18 protein-coding genes are annotated in these 20390 nt (G+C 64.1%); 4 read left to right on the plus strand and 14 right to left on the minus strand.

All coding sequences use genetic code 11. The annotated features are described in order from the left end of the window. Positions 1 to 70 precede the first annotated feature (70 nt). The 6 genes from ACR0LZ_RS01270 to ACR0LZ_RS01295 all read right to left on the minus strand — a co-directional run bounded on the left by ACR0LZ_RS01270 (position 71) and on the right by ACR0LZ_RS01295 (position 7673). The gene (locus ACR0LZ_RS01270; protein WP_480747948.1) at positions 71 to 1561 is read right to left on the minus strand and encodes a class I adenylate-forming enzyme family protein; all 1491 of its coding nucleotides are present in this window, start codon (positions 1559 to 1561) and stop codon (positions 71 to 73) included. A 33-nt stretch (positions 1562 to 1594) separates the two neighbouring features. Next, positions 1595 to 2020, minus strand: coding sequence for a PaaI family thioesterase (locus ACR0LZ_RS01275; protein WP_480747949.1), 426 nt, complete (start codon positions 2018 to 2020; stop codon positions 1595 to 1597). After that, positions 2001 to 3128: an acyl-CoA dehydrogenase family protein gene (locus ACR0LZ_RS01280; protein ID WP_480747950.1), complete on the minus strand. Its 1128-nt coding sequence runs from the start codon at positions 3126 to 3128 to the stop codon at positions 2001 to 2003. Before ACR0LZ_RS01280 ends, ACR0LZ_RS01275 begins: the two co-directional genes overlap by 20 nt. 5 nt (positions 3129 to 3133) lie before the next feature. After that, on the minus strand, positions 3134 to 4324 hold the full coding sequence (locus tag ACR0LZ_RS01285) for an acyl-CoA dehydrogenase family protein (protein WP_480747951.1): 1191 nt from the start codon (positions 4322 to 4324) through the stop codon (positions 3134 to 3136). Positions 4325 to 4401: 77 nt separating this feature from the next. Then, positions 4402 to 5577: an acetyl-CoA C-acyltransferase gene (locus tag ACR0LZ_RS01290; RefSeq protein ID WP_480747952.1), complete on the minus strand. Its 1176-nt coding sequence runs from the start codon at positions 5575 to 5577 to the stop codon at positions 4402 to 4404. Next, positions 5577 to 7673, minus strand: coding sequence for a 3-hydroxyacyl-CoA dehydrogenase NAD-binding domain-containing protein (locus tag ACR0LZ_RS01295; RefSeq protein ID WP_480747953.1), 2097 nt, complete (start codon positions 7671 to 7673; stop codon positions 5577 to 5579). The genes ACR0LZ_RS01290 and ACR0LZ_RS01295 overlap by 1 nt, the downstream gene beginning before the upstream one ends. Positions 7674 to 7935: 262 nt before the next feature. Here ACR0LZ_RS01295 and ACR0LZ_RS01300 point away from each other — a divergent pair, with 262 nt between their 5' ends. The 3 genes from ACR0LZ_RS01300 (at position 7936) to ACR0LZ_RS01310 (ending at position 9977) form a co-directional block, all read left to right on the plus strand. Further along, positions 7936 to 8655 carry a type 1 glutamine amidotransferase gene (locus ACR0LZ_RS01300; RefSeq protein ID WP_480747954.1) on the plus strand — a complete coding sequence of 240 codons (720 nt, stop codon included), beginning with the start codon at positions 7936 to 7938 and terminating at the stop codon, positions 8653 to 8655. A 104-nt stretch (positions 8656 to 8759) separates the two neighbouring features. Beyond that, on the plus strand, positions 8760 to 9578 hold the full coding sequence (locus ACR0LZ_RS01305) for a cyclase family protein (protein WP_480747955.1): 819 nt from the start codon (positions 8760 to 8762) through the stop codon (positions 9576 to 9578). 3 nt (positions 9579 to 9581) lie between these two features. Beyond that, positions 9582 to 9977, plus strand: coding sequence for a carboxymuconolactone decarboxylase family protein (locus ACR0LZ_RS01310; RefSeq protein WP_480747956.1), 396 nt, complete (start codon positions 9582 to 9584; stop codon positions 9975 to 9977). A gap of 12 nt (positions 9978 to 9989) precedes the next feature. Here ACR0LZ_RS01310 and ACR0LZ_RS01315 read toward each other — a convergent pair whose 3' ends face one another. Beyond that, positions 9990 to 10829, minus strand: a complete 840-nt coding sequence (locus ACR0LZ_RS01315; RefSeq protein ID WP_480747957.1) for a c-type cytochrome — start codon at positions 10827 to 10829, stop codon at positions 9990 to 9992. Positions 10830 to 11085: 256 nt separating this feature from the next. Between ACR0LZ_RS01315 and ACR0LZ_RS01320 the strand changes: the two genes are divergently transcribed. Next, positions 11086 to 11304 (plus strand): DUF1127 domain-containing protein, encoded by a 219-nt coding sequence (locus ACR0LZ_RS01320; RefSeq protein WP_480747958.1) that lies wholly within the window; start codon positions 11086 to 11088, stop codon positions 11302 to 11304. A 6-nt stretch (positions 11305 to 11310) separates the two neighbouring features. Here ACR0LZ_RS01320 and ACR0LZ_RS01325 read toward each other — a convergent pair whose 3' ends face one another. From ACR0LZ_RS01325 to ACR0LZ_RS01355, 7 genes are all read right to left on the minus strand, one after another. Continuing rightward, positions 11311 to 12591, minus strand: coding sequence for an aspartate aminotransferase family protein (locus ACR0LZ_RS01325; protein WP_480747959.1), 1281 nt, complete (start codon positions 12589 to 12591; stop codon positions 11311 to 11313). Between the two features lie 10 nt (positions 12592 to 12601). After that, positions 12602 to 13705, minus strand: coding sequence for a mandelate racemase/muconate lactonizing enzyme family protein (locus ACR0LZ_RS01330; protein WP_480747960.1), 1104 nt, complete (start codon positions 13703 to 13705; stop codon positions 12602 to 12604). 124 nt (positions 13706 to 13829) lie between these two features. Then, on the minus strand, positions 13830 to 14945 hold the full coding sequence (locus ACR0LZ_RS01335) for a mandelate racemase/muconate lactonizing enzyme family protein (RefSeq protein ID WP_480747961.1): 1116 nt from the start codon (positions 14943 to 14945) through the stop codon (positions 13830 to 13832). A gap of 94 nt (positions 14946 to 15039) precedes the next feature. Beyond that, a complete protein-coding gene (locus tag ACR0LZ_RS01340) occupies positions 15040 to 16149 on the minus strand; it encodes a mandelate racemase/muconate lactonizing enzyme family protein (protein WP_480747962.1) in 1110 nt (369 codons plus the stop codon). After that, complete coding sequence (locus ACR0LZ_RS01345; protein WP_480747963.1) at positions 16146 to 16727, minus strand: dimethylsulfonioproprionate lyase family protein; 582 nt, start codon at positions 16725 to 16727, stop codon at positions 16146 to 16148. Before ACR0LZ_RS01345 ends, ACR0LZ_RS01340 begins: the two co-directional genes overlap by 4 nt. After that, entirely contained in the window at positions 16724 to 17806 is a 1083-nt protein-coding gene (locus ACR0LZ_RS01350; protein WP_480747964.1) for an alcohol dehydrogenase family protein, read from the minus strand. Before ACR0LZ_RS01350 ends, ACR0LZ_RS01345 begins: the two co-directional genes overlap by 4 nt. A gap of 94 nt (positions 17807 to 17900) precedes the next feature. Continuing rightward, on the minus strand, positions 17901 to 20354 hold the full coding sequence (locus ACR0LZ_RS01355; RefSeq protein ID WP_480747965.1) for an FAD-dependent oxidoreductase: 2454 nt from the start codon (positions 20352 to 20354) through the stop codon (positions 17901 to 17903). Positions 20355 to 20390 lie beyond the last annotated feature (36 nt).

A 20390-nucleotide genomic window follows, 5' to 3' on the forward strand; every position in this document is an offset into this window, starting at 1 on the left:
CGTTCAGATGAGTTGCAGAGCGGCGTAGGGTCAAGCTCAAGTCGGCTTGGCAGCATCCGTCACTTTGGCCTCAGCTCAGTCGATCCGCGAAGACGTCCAGCAGTTTGTATTTGAGGATCTTTCCGGTCGGGGCCGCCGGCAGGGCCTCCGTGATGACGATCTGAGACGGACACTTGTATCCCGCCAGTCGGCCTGCCGCGAAAGTCAGCAATTCTTCCGGTGTCGGGGCATCCCCTGGCGCGACCTGTACAAAGGCCACCACCATTTCGTCGCCCTCCACGACGCGGCCCACCACGGCGGACTGGATGACCCTGGGGTGATCGTTCAGCGCGGCTTCGACCTCGGGTGGATAAACGTTGAACCCGCCATGAATGATCAGCTCCTTGCACCGTCCCACTATGTGCAGATGCCCCCGGTCGTCGAGAACCCCCAGATCGCCCGTCCGCAGCCACCCATCCTCCAGCACAGCCTCTGTTGCCTCGGGATTGCAAAAATATCCCTTCATCACATTTGGTCCGCGCGTCAGAACTTCGCCCACACCGTCTCTGGCGCCTGCAACGACTTCGTCCAGCCGCACCTCGATCCCGGCCAGCGGCGGGCCGACCGAGATATCCGGATCGCCGATTTCGTTACGCGAGGCACACACCGCCGCCGTGCTTTCGGTCAACCCATAGCCGTTCTGGATCGCAACCCCGTAAAACGCCTCGGCCTTGCGCTTCCACGCCGGGTCCAGCGGAGCCGCACCGGACGAGACATATTGCAGCGTGTTGCGGGGCAGATGGTCGAAACCCTGTTCCTTTGCATATTGCATCAGCAACGCATGCATCTGCGGTACGGCGGAAAACTGTGTGATCCCCGAATTGAGCACCTCATAGGTCCGGGCCGCCGTGAACCGCGCCTCCAGCCGCACCAACGCCCCGGCCAGAGTCGCCGCCGTGACCACCGAGGCCAGACCGAATACATGCGTCAAAGGCAGCACACCATAAACAATGTCCCTTTCGGTCATGCCCCGAAACCGGGCCGCCGTCCGACCGGCAAACATCAGGTTGTCATGGGTCAGCATCACGCCTTTTGGCACGCCGGTGGTACCGGTCGTGAACAGCATGGTCGCCACGCCCTCAAGCTCCGCATCGGGCTGGCTTGGGAACTGGTTTGTCACGTGCAGGGTCCCGAACGCCCCTGTCACCGCCTGCGCCCCCAATCGGTTGGCGTGGCTCATCGCGTCCGGGGACGCCGCCGAAGTCATGAGCGTGACGGCCGGGCGCGCATGCTCCACCACCCGCTGCACCTCCGAACCGGTCTGCCGCGCGTTGATCGGGACCGCACAGGCCCCGACCCGTGAACAGGCAAACAACGCCGCCACCGCCGCGCAACAGTTTTCGGCCAGGATCATCACCCGGTCGTTGGGCCTGACCTTGCGATCCTTCAGCAACTCCGCCGCATCGGCGATGGCGTCATCCAGCTGCCGATAGGTCCAGAACGCGCCGCCATTATCTTCGAATGCAGGGGCGTCCGGGCGCTGCTTCGCCTGCGCGTCGGGAAAATCGTGCCATTTTTCCATCGCTGTCTGCCCCCTTCGGCAATGCGCTCACCGTCACTTGGCCAGCGCGTGACGCTTGAACACCCCCTGCGCGGTTGCGATCAGTTGCCCATCCTCGCAACGCAACTCGCCATTGACATAGGCCAGCTTGCGCCCACCCCCCGCAGGCCGCCCAACCGCCGTCACCCGCCCATGGTTCACGGCTGCGACATAGCTGGTGTTCAACGAAATGGTCAGCACCATCGGATGCTCCGCCCGGTCGAACCAGGCCGAGGCCGTGTTTCCGCAGGCCACGTCCAGCAGCATGGCGATGATCCCGCCATGCAGGACGTTCTGACTGTTCAGGTGGTCAGGCCGGATATCCAGATGGCACCGCGCATGACCTTCCGCATCGCTCAGATCAATCTCGAACCCGATTGCGTTCTGGCATCCCGAACGCCTGACGTTCGGGCGCCCTCCGTCATGCCGCGCTGAGTGCAATGAATCGCTCCAGATGATAATCCTCGTCGCCAAACCGGTGATCGGCCATGACAATACGCTTGGCGATATGGGCCAGCTCGTATTCCTGCGTAATTGCGATGCCCCCGTGCATCTGGATGGTCTCTTCGGCCACCAGCCGCCCGACACGGGAAATCAGATTGCGCGCGGCGGCAACCTGGCGGTCGCGATCTTCGGCCTCCAGATGCCCCGCCGCATTGATGACGGCCGAGCGCGCCTGCTCCAGCTCGATCAGCATGTCGGCAAAGCGATGCTGCAACGCCTGAAACGTCCCGATGGGTCGGCCGAACTGGTGCCGCGTCAACAGATATTGCCGCGTCAGATCTACAGCCGTTTCCATCGCGCCCAGCGTTTCAGCAGCCAGTGCCACATTGGCCGAGGCCACGGCCCGCACCAGCGGCGCCCACCCCTGCCCCGCGGCACCCAGACGCGCTGTCTGCGGCAGACGCACATCGTCCAGCGTCACATCGGCGGCGCGACCACCCGCGAACATCGGGTAGCCGGTCAGGCTCAAACCCTTGGTCCCGGCGGGCACCAGGAACAACGATATCCCGTCCAGATCGAAGAACCCACCGCTTTCGCGTGCGGAAACGATCATATACCCGGCAGCCTCGGCATTGATCGCGACGGCCTTGCGGCCACTGAGAACCACATCGTCACCATCCTCCCGGGCCAAGGTCTCGACCCGGCTCAGATCATAGCGGCTGGACGGTTCGCCATGTGCCAAAGCCAGATGCAGCCCGCCCGCGATGACATCCCCCAACAGCGCCTTCTGTTCGTCGTTGCCCAGCGCCGCGATCAGCCCGCCACCCAGCAGGGCGGTATCCAGCACCGGCTCGACTACCCCGGCGCGGCCCAGCTCTTCGAACACGGTAGCGATATCAAATCCAGCACCGCCAAAGCCGCCCTCGGCCTCGGAAAACAGCGCACCGATCACGCCCAGTTCCGCCAGTCCGGCCCAGACCTCCGCGCTCATGCCTGCGTCGCTGTCAATGATCCGGTTGCGGGTGGCAGTGGTGTACTTGTCCGACAGATACCGCCGCATCGTCTCCTGCAGCATCCGCCGTTCTGGTGTCAGGTTGAAATCCATGACGCTCAGCCCCCCATCTTGACCTTGGCGATGATCCCGCGCTGTATCTCGTTCGAGCCGCCAAAGATCGACAGCTTGCGGTTGTTGAAATACTGCGCCGCCACCGGCCCGGCATAATCCGGCCCCACGGGATCGTTGGCACCCGCCACCGCCTCCGACGGGAAGGGCATCGCATATGGCCCCACCGCGCGGCGGGTCAGGTCATTGATCTCCTGACGGATGACCGTCCCTTTCACCTTAAGCATCGAGCTTTCGACCCCCGGTGCCTGCCCTGCAGCCGCCCGGCTGATGATCCGCATATTGGTCGTCGCCATCGCCATCAGGTCGATCTCGACCCGCGCCAGCCGGGCGGCAAAATGCGGATTTTCGATCAGCGGACGCCCGCCCGCACATTCCTGACGCGCGATGCGCTTGACCGCATCCAGCCCCGCCTGACTGAAACCCACGCCCGCGATATTGGTGCGCTCATGCGTCAGTAGGTACTTGGCATAGGTCCAGCCCTTGTTCTCTTCCCCCACAAGGTTTCCCACCGGCACCCGGACATCATCGAAAAACACTTCGTTCACTTCCGGAGACCCATCCAGCAGCACGATGGGTCGCACCTCGATCCCCGGCGTCGCCATGTCGATCAGCAGGAACGAGATCCCCTCCTGTTGCTTGGCCTCGGGATCGGTGCGCACAAGGCAGAAGATCCAGTTGGCATATTGCCCAAGCGTCGTCCAGGTTTTCTGCCCGTTGACCACGTAATGATCGCCGTCGCGCACCGCGCGGGTCTTGAGCGAGGCCAGATCCGACCCCGCCCCCGGCTCGGAATACCCCTGACACCACCAATGCTCACCATTCAGGATACGCGGCAGGAAATAGTCCTGCTGCGCCTTCGAGCCGAATTTCTGCAGCACCGGCCCCAGCATCGACAGACCAAAGGGCACGATGCGCGGCGCATAGGCTGCTGCGCATTCTTCCTCGAAAACATGGCGCTGCACCGCGTTCCATTCCGCTCCGCCAAATTCCACGGGCCAGTTGAAGTTCAGCCACCCCTTCTCGTTCAGCGTCGCATGCCACCAGTCATGACCTTCCTTGCCCAGGCTCTTTCCCGCACGCACCTTGGCCGAAATTTCGGGCGGCAGCTTTTCGGCCAGAAAGGCGCGCACCTCGGCGCGAAAGGCCTGTTCCTCATCGGTATAGTTCAGATCCATCCCCGCTCTCCTCCTGCGACGCCCGTTCCGGCGATGCCGCCCGGCCCTCGGCGGGCCGCGCCATTTGCCGCTCCGCTTCAGAATATCTCGAACAACCCGGCCGCGCCCATGCCGCCGCCGATACACATGGTCACGACACCCAACTTGGCGCCGCGCCGCTTGCCTTCCAGCAGGATATGCCCGGTCATCCGCGCCCCGGTCATGCCAAAGGGGTGACCAATGGCGATCGAGCCCCCATTGACGTTGTATTTCTCGGGATCGATGCCCAGCCGGTCGCGGCTGTAAAGACACTGGCTGGCAAAGGCCTCGTTCAGCTCCCACAGATCGATATCGTCGATCTTCAACCCGTGCCGTTCCAGCAGGCGCGGCACCGCAAAAACCGGGCCAATGCCCATCTCATCGGGCTCACACCCCGCCACGGCAAACCCCTTGAAGGCGCCCAGGGGCTCCAGCCCGCGCCTCTCGGCTTCCCTGGCTTCCATCAGAACAACCGCCGCCGCCCCGTCGCTGAGCTGCGAGGCGTTGCCGGCGGTGATAAAGTTGCCCGGCCCCCGCACCGGTTCCAGGCTGGCCAACCCCTCCAGCGTCGTGTTGGGGCGGTTGCACTCGTCACGATCGACCGTGACCTCGCGCATGGACACCTCACCGCTGTCCTTGTCCTTGACCGCCATCGTCGTGGTCATCGGCACGATCTCGTCGGCGAACTTGCCCGCGGCTTGCGCGGCGGCAATACGCTGCTGGCTTTGCAGGGAGTATTCGTCCTGATACTCGCGGCTGACGCCATAGCGATCCGCCACGATATCCGCGGTCTCGATCATCGCCATATAGATCGCGGGTTTGTGCTCGGCAATCCAGGCCTCGGGCACCGGGCGAATCTTGGGCTGCACCATCGAGATGCTTTCGACGCCGCCCGCCACCATCGGCCCCGAGCCGCCTTCGGTGATCGCCTGCGCCGCCAGCGCCACGGTCTGCAGCCCCGACGAACAGAACCGGTTCACTGTCATCCCCGAGGCCGTCACCGGCAGTCCTGCCCGGATCGCGATCTGCCGCGCGATGTTGTTGCCGGTCTCGCCTTCGGGAAAGCCGCAGCCGATGATGCAATCCTCGATTTCCGAACCCTCCAGCCCGGCGCGCCCGACAGCCGCCTCAACTGCATGACCACCCATCGTGGCGCCGTGGGTGACGTTGAACGACCCTCGAAAGGACTTGGCCAGCCCGGTCCGGGCGGTCGATACGATTACGGCTTGTTTCATCACTGAGCTTCCTTGTTCAGATCATCGAATGTGCGGCCCTCGGCCACCAGTTGTTCCAAAAGCGGCGCGGGTTGCCAGAAAAAGGCATCCTCCTGGGCATAGCGCCGGATATCGGCCAAAAGCTCGGGCAGCCCCTGCAGGTCGGCCCATTTCAACGGACCGCCGCGATAACGCGGGAAGCCATAACCATAGAGCAGCGTCACATCCACATCGAGCGGGCGGCGCGCAATGCCCTCGCCCACGACCTTGGCCGCCTCGTTGACCATCGCCGCCATGTAACGGCGGACAATCTCAGCGTCGCTGAACTCACGCGGGGCGATCCCCTGCGCGGCACGTTCCGCCTCGATCAGCGGCGGCACATCCGGGTTGGGCACGCCGCCCCGTCTGCCGGCCTCGTAAACATAATATCCCTTGCCGGTCTTCTGCCCGAAATGCCCCGCCTCGCACAGCTTGTCGGCGTAGGAACTGTCACGCGCACGCGGGTCCATCCCCTCGGCCCGCTTGCGCTTGCGCACGGCCCAGCCGATGTCCAGCCCGGCCAGATCGGCCACCGCGAAGGGTCCCATGGCAAAGCCGAAATCGGTCAGCGCCTTGTCGATCTGATAGGGGTTGGCCCCGTCCAGGATCATGTGATCGGCGCAGGCGCGATAAGTGCTCAGGATACGGTTGCCTATGAACCCGTCGCAAACACCCGCGCGCACCGACACCTTGCCCAGCCGCTTGCCCAGCGCAAATCCTGTTGCCGCCACGTCCCGAGCGGTCTTGTCGGCAACCACCACCTCCAGAAGCTTCATGACATGGGCGGGTGAAAAGAAATGCAACCCGATCACATCGCCGGGCCGCTTCGTCATCGCTGCGATCTCGTTGATATCCAGATACGAGGTGTTCGAGGCCAGAACCGCCCCCTGCCTGCACACCGCATCAAGCCGGGTGAAGACCTGTTTCTTGACCTCCATGTCCTCGAAAACCGCCTCGATCACCAGATCGACATTGCTCAAAGCGTCGTAATCCGTCGCCAGCGTCAAAGCGTCCTGCAACAGGTGATCGAACTTCTCCTGGCTCAGCTTGCCCCGCTTCAGCGCGCCCGAAAGATTGGCCTCAATACGGCCCTTGGCGGCATGGGCGGCCTCTGCCGACATCTCCAGCATCACCACCGGCAGGCCCGACAGCAGTGCCGCGGTGGCGATCCCTGCCCCCATGGTGCCGCCGCCGATCACGCCGATCTCGTGCAACATGCGCGGCTCGACCCCCTTGAGCTCCGGCAGCTTGCCCACCGCGCGCTCGGCAAAAAAGGCGTGGATCAGCCCCTCGCGCTGGTCCGAGTTCATCAGCTCGCTGAACAACTCACGTTCCCGCTTCATGCCCGCCTCGAAACTGTCCGCCTCACAGGCCGCCTGAACCGCCCGCACCGCAGTGGCCGGGGACAGCTGCCCGCGCCCCTTCTTCAGGACCTGCTGGTAAACCGCATCGAAATCGACCGGCGATGGTGCCGGCATGTCACACACCGCGCGGCGCGGCGCGCCGGCATCCAGCAATGCCTGTGCATAGGCCAGCCCGACCTCACGCGGGTCTCCGTCCTCGACCTTGTCGATCACCCCCAGTTGCAGCGCCTCGGTCGCGGGGACATGCCGGCCCGTCGTGATCATGTCCAGGGCCGCTTCGACCCCCGCCACACGCGGCAGGCGCTGGGTGCCGCCCGCGCCGGGCAATATGCCCAGATGCACTTCGGGCAAGCCCACCTTGGCCGAGGGAACGGCAATCCGGTAATGGGTCGACAGCGCCACCTCCAGCCCGCCGCCCAGCGCCGTACCGTGGATCGCGGACACCACCAACAAGGGCGATGCCTCGATCCGCGCGCACAGCTCGGGCAACCACGGGTCCTGCGGCGGCTTGCCGAACTCGCGAATATCCGCCCCCGCAAAATAGGTGCGCCCCTTGCCATAGATCAGAACCGCCCTGGCCCCGTCTGACTCGGCACGTTCAATCCCGGCCAGAAGACCCCGGCGCACATCCACGCCCAGCGCGTTCACCGGCGGGTTGTCGGCCCCCAGAACCGCGATTTCCCCAACACGTTCGTATTCGACGGCCTCGGACATCCGGCCACTCCTCCTGTTGCCTGCCAACGATCCGGCGCAAGGACGGCAAAACCGTTGTGCGGGATAGGCAGGGGATCTCCATTTCGAAAAAGAGTGCGTCTTTGGCGATCCCGGATCAAGCCGCATTCCGGAAACCGACGCAGCGTCGAACCGGCCACGGTGCAACCGGCTGCACCTGGTGCCAAGACCCGGATTTTTCGCTGGCCCCCTTGGGATGCAGCCTGCATAGAAGGGGCAACAGACAGGTTCGGGACCAACAGGCATGCATCTGGCAATCTTGATGACCAACACGGATGAAAGCGATTTCGCGCAGGCGCATCCGAAAGACGGCGAGACGTTCGCACGTCTGGTCCATCTCGCCCGCCCGGACTGGACGGTCGAGGTCTTTTCGGTCAAGGACGGCATCTTTCCCGACGACATCACCCGGTTCGACGGGGCATTGATCACCGGCAGCCCCGCCTCGGTGCGCGATAGCGAGGATTGGGTCGGCAGGCTGCTCACACTGATCCGTGACATGCATGACCGACGCCAGCCCCTCTTTGGCGCCTGTTTCGGGCATCAGGCCATCGCGGTGGCTCTGGGCGGCAAGGTAGGGTTCAATCCCGCCGGCTGGGTCTATGGCGTGACCCGGAACCGCCTGCTCACCCGCCCGGACTGGGCAAAGGAGCTGCCCGAGGACATCAACCTATATGGCTGCCATCAGGAACAGGTCACGCAACTGCCGCCCGGCGCCTGCAACATGACCACATCGGATGCCTGCGAAAGCTCGGGCTTCTTCATCGGCACGCACATCTATACCACCCAGCAGCACCCGGAAATGGACAAGGGTTTTGTCATCGCCCTGACCGAGGAAATGCGTCCCCTGATCGGTCAGACCTTATGCGACAAGGCCCTGACCTCGCTCAGCCAACCTGTGCATCAACAAGGCTATGCGGAAAGCATCGCGCGTTTTTTTCAGCAGGCTCGCGCCGCCGACACCTGACCCCCCCTCTGTAAAACATTGACTTTGTGGAAAATGTGCTAAGCTCACGCCGGGGCAGGTGACTCCGGCTTGTCGCAGCAGAAAACTCAACAGGGAGCAATGAAATGTGCGATATTTGTGTGATGAACGCCGTCAAGGACCGGATGCTGTCGCGGCGATCCTTCTTCAAGGCCGGTGCCGTGGCAACAGCCGGCGCGGCGCTGGGAACCGCCACCGCAAGCCCGGTCCGCGCGATGAGCCACAGTGACGTCGTCGACATGACGCATATATACGACGCCGACTTCCCGACCTATTTCGGCACGCCCGGCATCGAAGCGACGCAGGCCTTCAACTTCAAGGAACACGGGTTCAACCTGTTCAATCTTGCGGTCAACGAACACACCGGCACCCATATCGACGCGCCGCTGCATTTCTCGGCGGACGGCCAGTCGATCGACGAAATCCCCGTGTCGAACCTGGTCTGCCCGCTTTGCGTGGTGCACATCCACGAAAAGGCCGCGCAGGACGCCGATGCGCAGGTGACACCGGACGACATCAAAGCCTGGATCAGCACCAACGGTCCGATCCCGGATGGCGCCTGCGTGGCGATGCATTCCGGTTGGGAAGGCAAAACCGGCGGCCCGGAATTCCGCAACGCCGATGACGAAGGCAAGATGCACTTCCCCGGTTTCCACGTCGAAGCCGCGCAAATGCTGATCGAGGAAACCGGCGCAGTGGCGATGGGCGTCGACACGCTGTCGCTGGATCATGGGCCATCGGCCGATTTCGCCACCCATTACGCATGGCTGCCGACCAACCGCTATGGCATCGAGAACATGGCCAACCTCGCGAAAGTGCCCGCCAGTGGCGCCACCCTGATCGTGGGCGCGCCCACCCATCGCGGCGGCTCTGGCGGCCCGGCGCGTATTCTGGCGCTCGTGTAACCCATGGCAACCGTTCGCCTGTTGTCGGACGAAGAGGCCAGCGCCGAGGCGCTGGCCGTTTTCGATGATATCCGCAAGACCCGCAACACCGATTACGTCAACAACTTCTGGCGCGCGCTGGCGCATGACCCGGCACTGCTGCAAGCCACCTGGGACCGGTTGAAACAGGTCATGGGGCCGGGGTCGCTGGACCCGCTGGTCAAGGAAATGATCTATGTCGCGGTCTCGACCGCCAATGGCTGCGAATATTGCGTCCATTCCCACACGGCGGCGGCAAAGGCCAAGGGCATGACCCCCGCACAGTATGGCGAGTTGCTTACCGTCATCGGCATGGCGATGCAGACCAACGGCATCGTGACCGGGTTGCAGGTTCCGGTCGACGACGCCTTCAAGGCCTGAAACCGGGCGTTCTCATGGGTCCGGCAAGGGCGGCATGACCCGCAAATAGGCCACCAGCGCATCCAGATCCGTATCGTTCATCCGGGCAAAATAAGGATAGGGCATGGGCGGCACCATGGCGCTGCCGTCCGGTCGGACGCCCTGTGTGACCATCGTCTTGATCTCGTCATCCGAATAGCCCGCCAGCCCGTCGGCATGGCTGGTGATGTTGGGTGCCGTGACGCTGCCCCATGGTCCGATGAACTCATAGGTCCCGATCCCAAGATGTCCGGCATCCATGACCGGGCCTTCCGGGCCGATCGGCGAGTGGCACTCGACGCAATGGGCAACCGCCCATGCCAGGTATTCCCCATACTCTGCCGTCGCCGCACGGTTTGGCGCGGTCACGCTTTCGACCGGCGGTCCATAAGCAGGTGGCAGCGGGATATTGTAGATGGACTTGCCCGCGTCGTGATCGACCGGGTTTACCGTGCGCAGGTACTTCACGATGGACGCCAGATCGTCATCGCCGATCCCGCGATAGACGGCACAGGGCATCGGCGGCCCGATCAGCGACCCGTCAGGGCGCAGACACTCGCGAATGGCGCGACCCAACTCCTCGTCGCTCCAGTCCGCAACCCGCCCGGCCGGTGTGATATTGGCCGAGATCGCCGTGAAATGCTCGGTCTCTTCGACAACACGCCCGGCCAGATCGCGGCTGAAATCCAGCCCCTGCTCTCCGAATGGCGTGTGACAGTTGCCACAGCCCATCGGCCCCTGAACCAGATATTCGCCACGTTCCACGCTTGGTTCTGCCACGGCCATACCCGCGCACATCCCCAGCGTCGCAACAACATGCGACAGCTTGATCATTTTATTTCCCCCCTGCTTTCGCCACGCCGGTTTCACGCGACAAAAACCCGCAACTTCAATACATTGCAATTTTAATATGTATCTTCAGATCACGTTTTTGTCAACGAGTCCCTGCCGGCCGGGGCGGAGCGAAAACAGGCATCGAAAACACAGATTTGCACCAAACGCAAATCTGCCATTCCATTCCGTCCCTATCGAATCCAGGCAAACTGGCTTAGGTCACCAAACCGGAATTCTTTCGAAAGGACGACCCGCCATGGCGCATTCCTCGGCCAACGCCACCAGCCTGCCCGCACTGGCCTCGATTCTGGGCGACATCTTTGTCGGCATCTGGAATGCCCTGATGCGCATCGGCGAGGCGAATTCCAAGGTCCGCCAGATCGACGCCTATTACGCCATGTCCGATGCCGAGCTGGAAGCGCGCGGCATCCGGCGCGAGGATATCATCCGCCTCGTTCTGGCCGACGTGATCTGATCGCCTTCACGCTTTGGCAATCGCCTCGGCAGCCTTGGCATAGGCCACTTCGCACAGCTCGAAATCCGCTTCGGTCAGGGCCAGCGACGGATAGGTCTTTCCGGCCGACTTGAACATGCCGTTCTGCATCAGAACCGCGTTGAATACCGTCGCTCTGCCCGCATTCGCCGCCATAACGTCGCGATAGTCGCGAACCTCTCCGCCCGTGAACACGATCTCGAACAGGGTCGGGTCACCCACGATCCGGTGCGCGATGCCGTGGGCCTCCAGCGCGGCCGCCGCCATCTCCATCAGCCGCCGCCCGTTCGCGCGCAACCTGTCATACTGCCCCTCGCGGCGCAGCACCTCCATCGTCTTGAGACCCGCCGCCGCCGCAACCGGGTTGCCCGACAGCGTGCCCAGCTGCATCAGCCATTTCTCGGCCCCTACTGTGGCCTTGTCGAAATGCGCCATGATATCGGCCCGCCCTGCAATCGCGGCCAACGGGAAGCCGCCGCCGATGATCTTGCCCAGCGTGGCGATATCCGGCGTCACACCATAAAGCTCCTGCGCGCCGCCATAGGCAAAGCGGAACCCCGTGACGACCTCGTCGAAGATCAGCACGATGCCATATTTGTCGGCCTCCGTGCGCAGCAATTGCAGGAACCCCGGCGCGGGCGGGATGATGCGCTGCAACGGCTCGACGATGATCGCCGCCACTTGTTCCCCATGCTCGGCCAAAAGCGAGCGGATATAGTCCGGGTCATTGAACGGCGCGATCAGCATCTCGGCGCGCACGCTTTCGGGGATACCGGCGCTGTCCGGCACCGCCTGCGGAAAATTCACCAGCCGCGTCGGCGCCAGGCTCATCTGCGCCTCGGCGCTCATGCCGTGATAGCCGCCTTCGAACTTCACGATCCGGTCGCGACCCGTAAAGGCGCGCGCCAGCCGGATCGCATACATGTCCGCCTCGCCACCCGAGGACACGTACCGCACCTGATCGGCGCAGGCAACGGCGGAACAGATTTCCTCGGCCAGCTCCACCCCCTTGGCGTTGTTGGCAAAAAACGTCATGCCCTTGGGCAATTGTTCCAGAACGGCCTCCATGACCTCCTCGTGCCCATGCCCCAACAACATCGGGCCGGACCCGATCAGGAAATCGACATATTCGGTGCCATCCTCGTCCCAGACGCGACTGCCCTTGCCCTCGCGAATGAATTTCGAAGGGTCGAAATTGCCAAACCCCCCGCCCGGCAATACGGCCTTTGCGCGTTCGATCCAGTCGGCCTGGCTGAGTTTCGTAAGCATGGTGGCCTCCTTAGTCCAAAATCATATCCGGTTCACCTAGCGCCACCCGGTCCGGCGCCACCCCCAGGCCGATGCCCGCGGGCGGGGCAATGCGCCCGGCCATTCGCACCGGCCCTTCGGGGGCAAGCCTCGGCGCGACATAGCCCGACAGGTCGCAGACATTCATCAACCGGCCCGGATCGGTTGCCGCCCCAAGATGCAACAAGGCGGCCGTGGTGATGTCCGAGCCCCAAGTGTCCTCAATACACATCTTTGCGCCCAGATGCAGGCATAGATCGCGCGCGCGACGCGATGCCGACAGACCGCCGAATTTGCTCAGCTTGATTGCCACCGCATCCATGCAGCCCTGCGCATGTCCCGCCAGCAGGCTTGCGGTGTCATGAGCACTTTCGTCGAGCTTCATCGGCAGGCCCGTCGCCGCGCGCACCCGCGCGCAATCCTCGATGGTGGCGCAGGGCTGTTCCAGCATCACGTCCAGATCCGCCACCGCCCGGCCCACGCGCGACGCGTCCAGCGAGGTCGCACCGCAATTCCAGTCACCATAGACCAGCGGGCCGCCGCCCACCGCCTCGCGCACCAGCCGCAGCCGCGCCACATCGGTCTGCCAGTCCTTGTCGGCGCCCAGCTTGACCTGAAACTGGGCCATCCCCTGCGATTGCGCCTCTTGCGCGATCCTCGCCATCTCCTCGGGCGCGACGCAGGTGATCGAATGATAAAGCGGCATGGTATCCGCCCACCGCCCGCCCAGCAGAGCAAAAAGCGGCAGCCCCGCCGCCTGCCCGGTCAGATCCCACAGCGCAATGTCCAGCGCCGATTTGGCATAGGCGTGGCCTTGCAGGTGTTTGTCGAGCCGCGCCATCAGCGCCTCGGGCCCCACCGGGTCGGCCCCCAGCAACACCTCCGCCATTTCCTGAACCACGGGCGCCACGCCGCGCGCGTAAGCCGGCAGGTAATGCGGGATCGGGCAGACCTCGCCCCAGCCGGTCAGGCCGGTATCGGTATCCAGCGCCAGCACCACGGTTTCGACGGTGTCGCAGGTCTTGCCATCGGCCATGTAATAAGCCTGATGACTGGTGAGCGGCACATGCCACAGGGATATGCGTGTAAGCTTCATGACAGAACCTTGCAGGTTTTGCGCCGCGCGATGCGCGCCGCCGGGGGAAAGGGGGGCTTTGCCCCCCTCTTGGCCTGCGGCCAATTCACCCCCCAGGATATTTGGGGCCAGATGAAGCCGCGGATCATGGTTTTTCCTCAAAAACGGCGAGGGGACGGCCAAGCGTCTTTTCGTCGGGGTGAACGCCCAGACCCGGGATCTCGGGCAGGTGCAGGTGTCCGTCGATATTGCGCGGGCCGCGCCCGCCTGCAATGTCCAGCGTCAGCATGTCCTGGCAGGCCCAGATGCCCAGCAGGTTGTGGTCGGGGATGGTGGCGGCCAGGTGCAGCGCCTCGGTATCGGCCAGAACCGACCCCCCCGTCGCCATCACGAACATGTCGATGCCATGGGCCAGCGCGATATCCCGGATGCGGGCGGCTTTGGTCAGCCCGCCGACACGGTTGAGCTTGATGCCGAACACCTCGGCCAGACCATCACGCGCGACACGGGCGGCGTCCTGCAGGGTGACAAGGCATTCATCCACGCTGACCGGGGCCGCATGTTTGCTGCGGATGGCGGCGATATCGTCCAGCGTCTCGCCGGGCTGTTCGAACATCACGCCCAGATCCTCGGTTGCCTTCATCACACGCAGCGCCTGTTGCCGGCTCCAGGCGCGGTTGACGTCATAGAGGATGCGCTCGCCGCGCGGGCGGTGCGCCTCGACGTCGCGGATGCGTTCGATATCGCGTTCGGCGTCGCCGCCCACCTTGACCGAATGCACATGGTAGCCGCGCTGCCGGTAACGGTCCATGACCTCGCGGGTTTCCTCGACGGTCTTGGCGCCCACCGACGAGGCAATCGGTGCGGGCGTCCGCGACCCGCCGCCCATCAGATCGGCAATCGGCAACCCCGCCGCCTGCCCGGCAATGTCCCAGCAGGCCATGTCGATCGGCGATTTTGCATACAGATGCCCGGGCAGGGCCAGATCCATCGCCCGCTCGACCTCGAGCACGCGGCGCGGATCAAGCCCGAGAAGGAATGGCGCCATCGTCTCGATCCCTGCCCGGATGCCAGGCCCGTGCGCCGGCACATAGGTGTGCCCCCAAGGCGTTCCTTCGCCCCAGCCGGTGAGGCCCTCGTCGGTTTCGAGTTTGACCAGGGTGGCGTCCAGCACCTCGAATTTCAGCCGCCCGCCGGAGAGCCAATAGGGATGCTCGAGCGGCAGATTGACGTGATAGACGGTGATGCGGGTAATCTTCATGCCGGTCTCTCTGGTTGGCGGGACATCGGGGCGCTGCCCCTTCTGGTCCGTTCCGGGCCATTCACCCCCGGAGTATTTCTGAAAAGATGAAGCATCATGGCGCATGGAAATCGGCGATGGGCGCACCAAGCGCGTCGAAATCGGGCACGACTCCCAGCCCCGGCTCGTCTGTCGCGTAGAGTTTGCCGTCGCGCGCCTCTGGGCCGCCGATGCCGGTCGAGCGGGTGTTGTAGTTCATCAGGTCGGTGGTGTTGTGCAGATACTCGGGCGGTGTGGTGGCGGCGAAATGCGCAAGCGCGGCGCTGGCGATCTCGCCACCCCAGGTATCCTCGGCCACAACGGGAATTCGGTTTTCAACCAGATAGTCGCGCACGCGGCGCGCCTTGCTGAGACCACCCAGGTTCGAGATCTTCAGGCAGACCAGCTCGGCGGCGCGGTCGGCCACGATGCGCTGTGCGACGGCCATGCCGGTCACGCATTCATCCAGCTTCATCGGCAGGTCGATCCGGGCCCGGACCTGCAGACATTCCTCATAGGTTCGGCAGGGCTGCTCGAAGATGTAGTCCAGATCGCGCGTCGCCCGCGCCACACGCAGCGCGTCATCCACCCGCCAGCCCTGATTGGCATCGGCCATGGCCTTTTCACCCGGTTCCAGCAGCGGCACGGTCGCGCGGATGCGGTCGATGTCGGCGGCCCAGTCGCCGCCCACCTTGATCTGGAACTGGCGGTATCCCTGCGCGCGGTAGCGTTCCATCTCGGCAATGGTGTCCCGGGTGCCCTTTTGCGGCGCGACGCGGTACATCGGCGCACCGTCGGTCAGCCTGCCCCCCCAGACCGCATGCAGCGGCGCATTCAGCGATTGCGCCAGGATGTCCCAGCACGCCGCGTCAAAGGGCGCCTTGGCATAGCCATGCCCCTGCACCAGATGATCCATCCGCCGCTCGATCCCCGCCACGTTGCACGGGTTTTGCCCCAGCAGGTTCGCCGCCACCAGACGGGCCAGCGCGGGAACGCCCTGAGAATGGGCGACCATGTAATTCTCGCCGCAGGGGGTGAATTCGCCGCAGCCCTGCAGGCCGGCATCGGTGTCGATCACCACGACCGAGGCCACGGCGGTTTCGATCGCATTGCCCGCACCCCAGACATAGGCCCCGCCCACAAAGGGCAGGCCGGTCTGATAGACGCGGATGCGGGTGATCTTCATGCCACGTCCATCCTCAGCGGCCCGGCCATGCCCTCGCCGCGCCATAGCACAAAGGTCAGGATCGGATGGTCGGTCGTGATCATCGCATGGCTTTGCCAGCTTTGGTGAAACCGTGTCTGCCCCGGCCCGGTCACCGCCTCGTCACCTTCGACCTTGAACAGCGCCTCGCCGCCCAGAACCAGGTACAGTTCCTCTGCCTCGTGGCTGTGCCAGTCATAGTGCAGCCCCTCGCCCCAGAACGCGATGTAGCCGCACAGGCTCTGGCTGTGGAAATGCCCGGTCGGACCGAACAGTTCGTAAAAACCGTACCGGTTGCGAAAGTCGGCACCGACCTCCGCCTCGGTATAGACCCGCTTCCAATGCGCCAGATGCGCGGCACCTTTCACCGCATCGACCAGCGCCTGCGTCTGTGGCGCGCCGGACCGGGGAAATTCCGACACCAGAGGCACCGCCGGAATATGGCGCGGCTGCAATCCGCTGGGGATCAGGTCATCAGGCCAGGGCGCATAGGCGGCAAGGGCGGGATGGTTCTGATACAGCAGGCGGGCGGCTTCGAGCACGTCGTCAAGCGATGTCATGGGATCACCACGATGTTGCCGGTATGGGTCTTGTCGATAAAGGCCTGTTGCGCCGCGCGCAGATCGCGCAACGCATAGGTGGCGGCCAGCACGGGCCTGATCCTGCCCTGCTCGATATATCTCACCACGTCGGTGAAGTTCTCGGGCCGGTTCACGGTCGATCCGGTAAAGGTCAGGTCACGCAGATAGAATGTCCGCAAGTCCAGTTCGACCAGCGGCCCGGCAATCGCGCCGGAACAGGTATAACGCCCGCCGCGCGCCAGCACGTCGATCAGCCTGGGCCAGATCGGGCCACCGACCACATCTGCGACCACAGTCACCTTTTCCCCCGCCAGGGCGGCCTTCAGGTTGTCGGGGCTGCGGGGCAGGATGCGGTCCGGCCCCAGCAGGGCCACCTCGCCGTGCTTGGCCTCCGAGGCCATGGCGATCACCCGCGCGCCACGCAGTTTCGACAGCTGGATCAGCGCGCCGCCAACCCCTCCGGACGCGCCGGGGATCAGCACGGTATCGCCCGCCCCCACCCCTGCCCGGTCGATCATGCCCTCGGCGGTGACATAGGAACAGATGAAGGTCGCCAGTTCCGCATCGCTCAGATCCGACGCGATCGGGGCAACGCCACGCATATCCGCCTTGGTGTATTCCGCGAACCCGCCATCGCATTCCGAGCCGAAATAACCCGCCTTGTCGCGGTTCATCGGGTCGTCCCAGTCGCGCAGCCAGCCAGCGACCATGACTCGCCTGCCGATCAGGCCGGGATCGGCCCCTGCGCCGGTGGCCACTACGGTGCCGACCGCGTCCGCGCCCTGGATGCGTGGAAAGGCCAGCGGCGCGCCGCCCCAGGTGCTGTCGTCATCGTCCACCTCGGCATAGGCGCCGCCCGTGGTGGCCTCGTCCACCGCCTTGGAGTACCAGCCGGTGCGGGTGTTGACGTCGGTATTGTTCAGCCCGCAGGCCCCGACCCTGATCAGCACCTCCATCGGCCCCGGCTCCGGCGTGGGCCAGTCCTCGTGCCATTCGTATCTGTCAAGGCCTCCGTGCCCGGTAAGCACCATGGCTTTCATCGTTGCCGGGATGGTCATCGCAGCGCTCTTGTGGCGGGCAGAGGGGGGCGCTGGCCCCCGTCCCGTTCCCGGTCACCCCCCGGAGTATCTGCAAAAAGATGAAACGACGGGGTCATCCCGCATGCTCCATCACGGCATCGGCGCGGGGGCGCAGGCTTTGCGGGTCATAGGCGGGTTCGCCCAGGATGCGACCCTGACGGGGCTTGCCGGCAATCACGACCTGTACGTCCGTGCCCGGCACGTTGGCGTGCGGCTTGACATAGGCAAAGGCCAGGATCTTGCCGACCGTATGGCCGAAGGCAACCGAAGCGGTCGAGCCAACAACCTTGCCGTCCAGCAGCACCGCCTCGCCGCCATGACCGTCCTCAATGCCGTTCGGCTCGATCTCGAGATAGGCGCAGACCCAGGGCAGGTCGGTGTTCAGGGTCCTGTCCCTGCCCAGATAGTTCTTGTCGGCACGCGCAAACCGCAACACGTCGGCCTCGGCCAGCGTTACCTCGTTGGTCAACTCGCCCGCACCCTTGAACGCCTTTTCCATCCTCAGCGCGTTCATCGCGAAAGACCCGTAATCGGCAATGTCATGCGGCCCGCCTGCCGCCCAAAGCGCATCGTAAACCGCCAGTGCGCTGTCACGGGGGATGTGCAACTCCCAACCCAGCTCCCCGGCATAGGACATGCGGAAAGCCCAGAGCCGGTGCCCGGCAACAGTGATTTCCTGCGCGGTCAGCCATTTGAAGCCCGCATTGGACAGGTCGGCATCGGTGCAGGCGGCCAGTACCTGACGGGCGCGCGGCCCGTTGAGCGTCAGCGCGGCCCAATCGTTCGAGCGCAGGATGATATCGACGTCTTCCTTCGCGCGCTGATGGTTCAGATGATCCAGCAGGCGCTGCTCGAAGAACGCCGCGCAAACCAGATAGTACCGCCCCTCGCCCAACTTGACGACCGTGGTTTCCAGCTCGATCCGGCCCCGGCGGTTCAGCATATGGGTCAGGGCGATGCCGCCCGTCTTCTGTGGCAGGCGGTTGGCAACCAGCCGGTCCAGCAGTGCCTCGGCGTCGGGCCCCGTCACCTCGACCTTGGTAAAGGCCGAAATATCCATGATCCCCACCGCCTCGCGCACCGCTTTGCATTCAGCGGCAACCATGTCGTGCACCACGGTTCGGCAGAACGAGTAATGATCGCGCTGTTCCACCCCGTCGCGCGCGAACCAGCGTGGACGCTCGTGACCATAGACCTCCTCGTAAACCGCGCCTTTTTCCTTCAGCCGCTGGTACAGGGGCGAGGGTTTGATCGGACGCCCTGCCAACCGGTTGAAATGCGGGAACGGGATCTCGTGGCGCAGCTTGTAATCCTCATGCGCCTTGGTCACCTGCCACTCCTTGGTGGCGTAGGACCCAAAACGGCGCGGGTCATAGTCGCGCATCGAGATATCGGCCGCGCCATGCACCATCCACCGCGCCAGTTCGCGGCTCAGCCCCGGACCCCAGCCGATGCCAATCTGAGTGCCGCAGCAGCACCAGTAGTTCCTGACGCCCGGCGCAGGCCCGATCAGTGGGTTGCCATCGGGTGGGTGGGAAATCGCGCCATGCACCTCGCGCTGAATGCCCAGATTGGCAAAGATCGGCATCCGGTTCAGGCTTTCCTCAAGCCACGGCATCACCCGGTCGTAATCGGCATCGAACAGCCAGTTTTCATAGTCCCACGGGCAATGGTCATGCCAGACCGAGTTCGAGTTCTCCTTTTCGTAGATCCCGATCAGCCCGCGTTTCTGCTCCATCCGGATATAGCCCGAGACCTTCCTGTCATCGCGGATCACCGGCAGTTCGTGGTCGAGGTTCTCGAATTCCGGCACCGGCTCGGTCACGAAATAATGGTGCGTCATCGAGGTCATCGGCAGTTGCAGCCCCGACCATTCACCCATCTGCCGGGCATAGGTGCCACCGGCATTGACCACATGCTCGCAGCGGATGGTCCCCTTCTCGGTCTCGACCACCCACTCGCCGTTCCGGTCCTGCGTGATGTTGGTGGCGCGGCAATGGCGGACGATCCGGGCACCCAACTGCCGCGCCCCCGCCGCCATCGCCATGGTGACATTTGTCGGGTCCACATGACCGTCATCGGGCGTGTGCAGCGCACCCAGAACCCCGTCAAGATTGTAGAACGGGTGCAGTTCGGCCACCCGCTCCGGCCCCACCAGTTCGATGTTGAAGCCCAGCGAACGGCCCACCGACAGGGTGTGGCGCAGCCAGTCCATCTCGTCCTGCGTGTAGGCCAGCCGGAACGAGCCGCAGCCATGCCATGTCACCGCCTGACCCGTCTCGGCCTCCAGCTTTCCGGAGTAAAGCCCGATATTGTAGTCGACGCATTTTCCCAGACCAAAGGAACTGGTCGAATGGGTGATCTGCCCCGCCGCATGCCAGGTACTGCCGCTGGTCAGCTCGGCCTTTTCCAGCAGGACAACATCGGTCCATCCTTCATGCGCCAAATGATAGGCCAGACCGACCCCCATGACACCGCCGCCGACGATCACCACGCGCGCATGGGCAGGCAGGGTTTGCTGAGACATGATTTTTCCACTTCACGAGTCGCGTTTCTGCTCGAC

The organism is Ruegeria sp. CI1 (genome assembly GCF_056536925.1).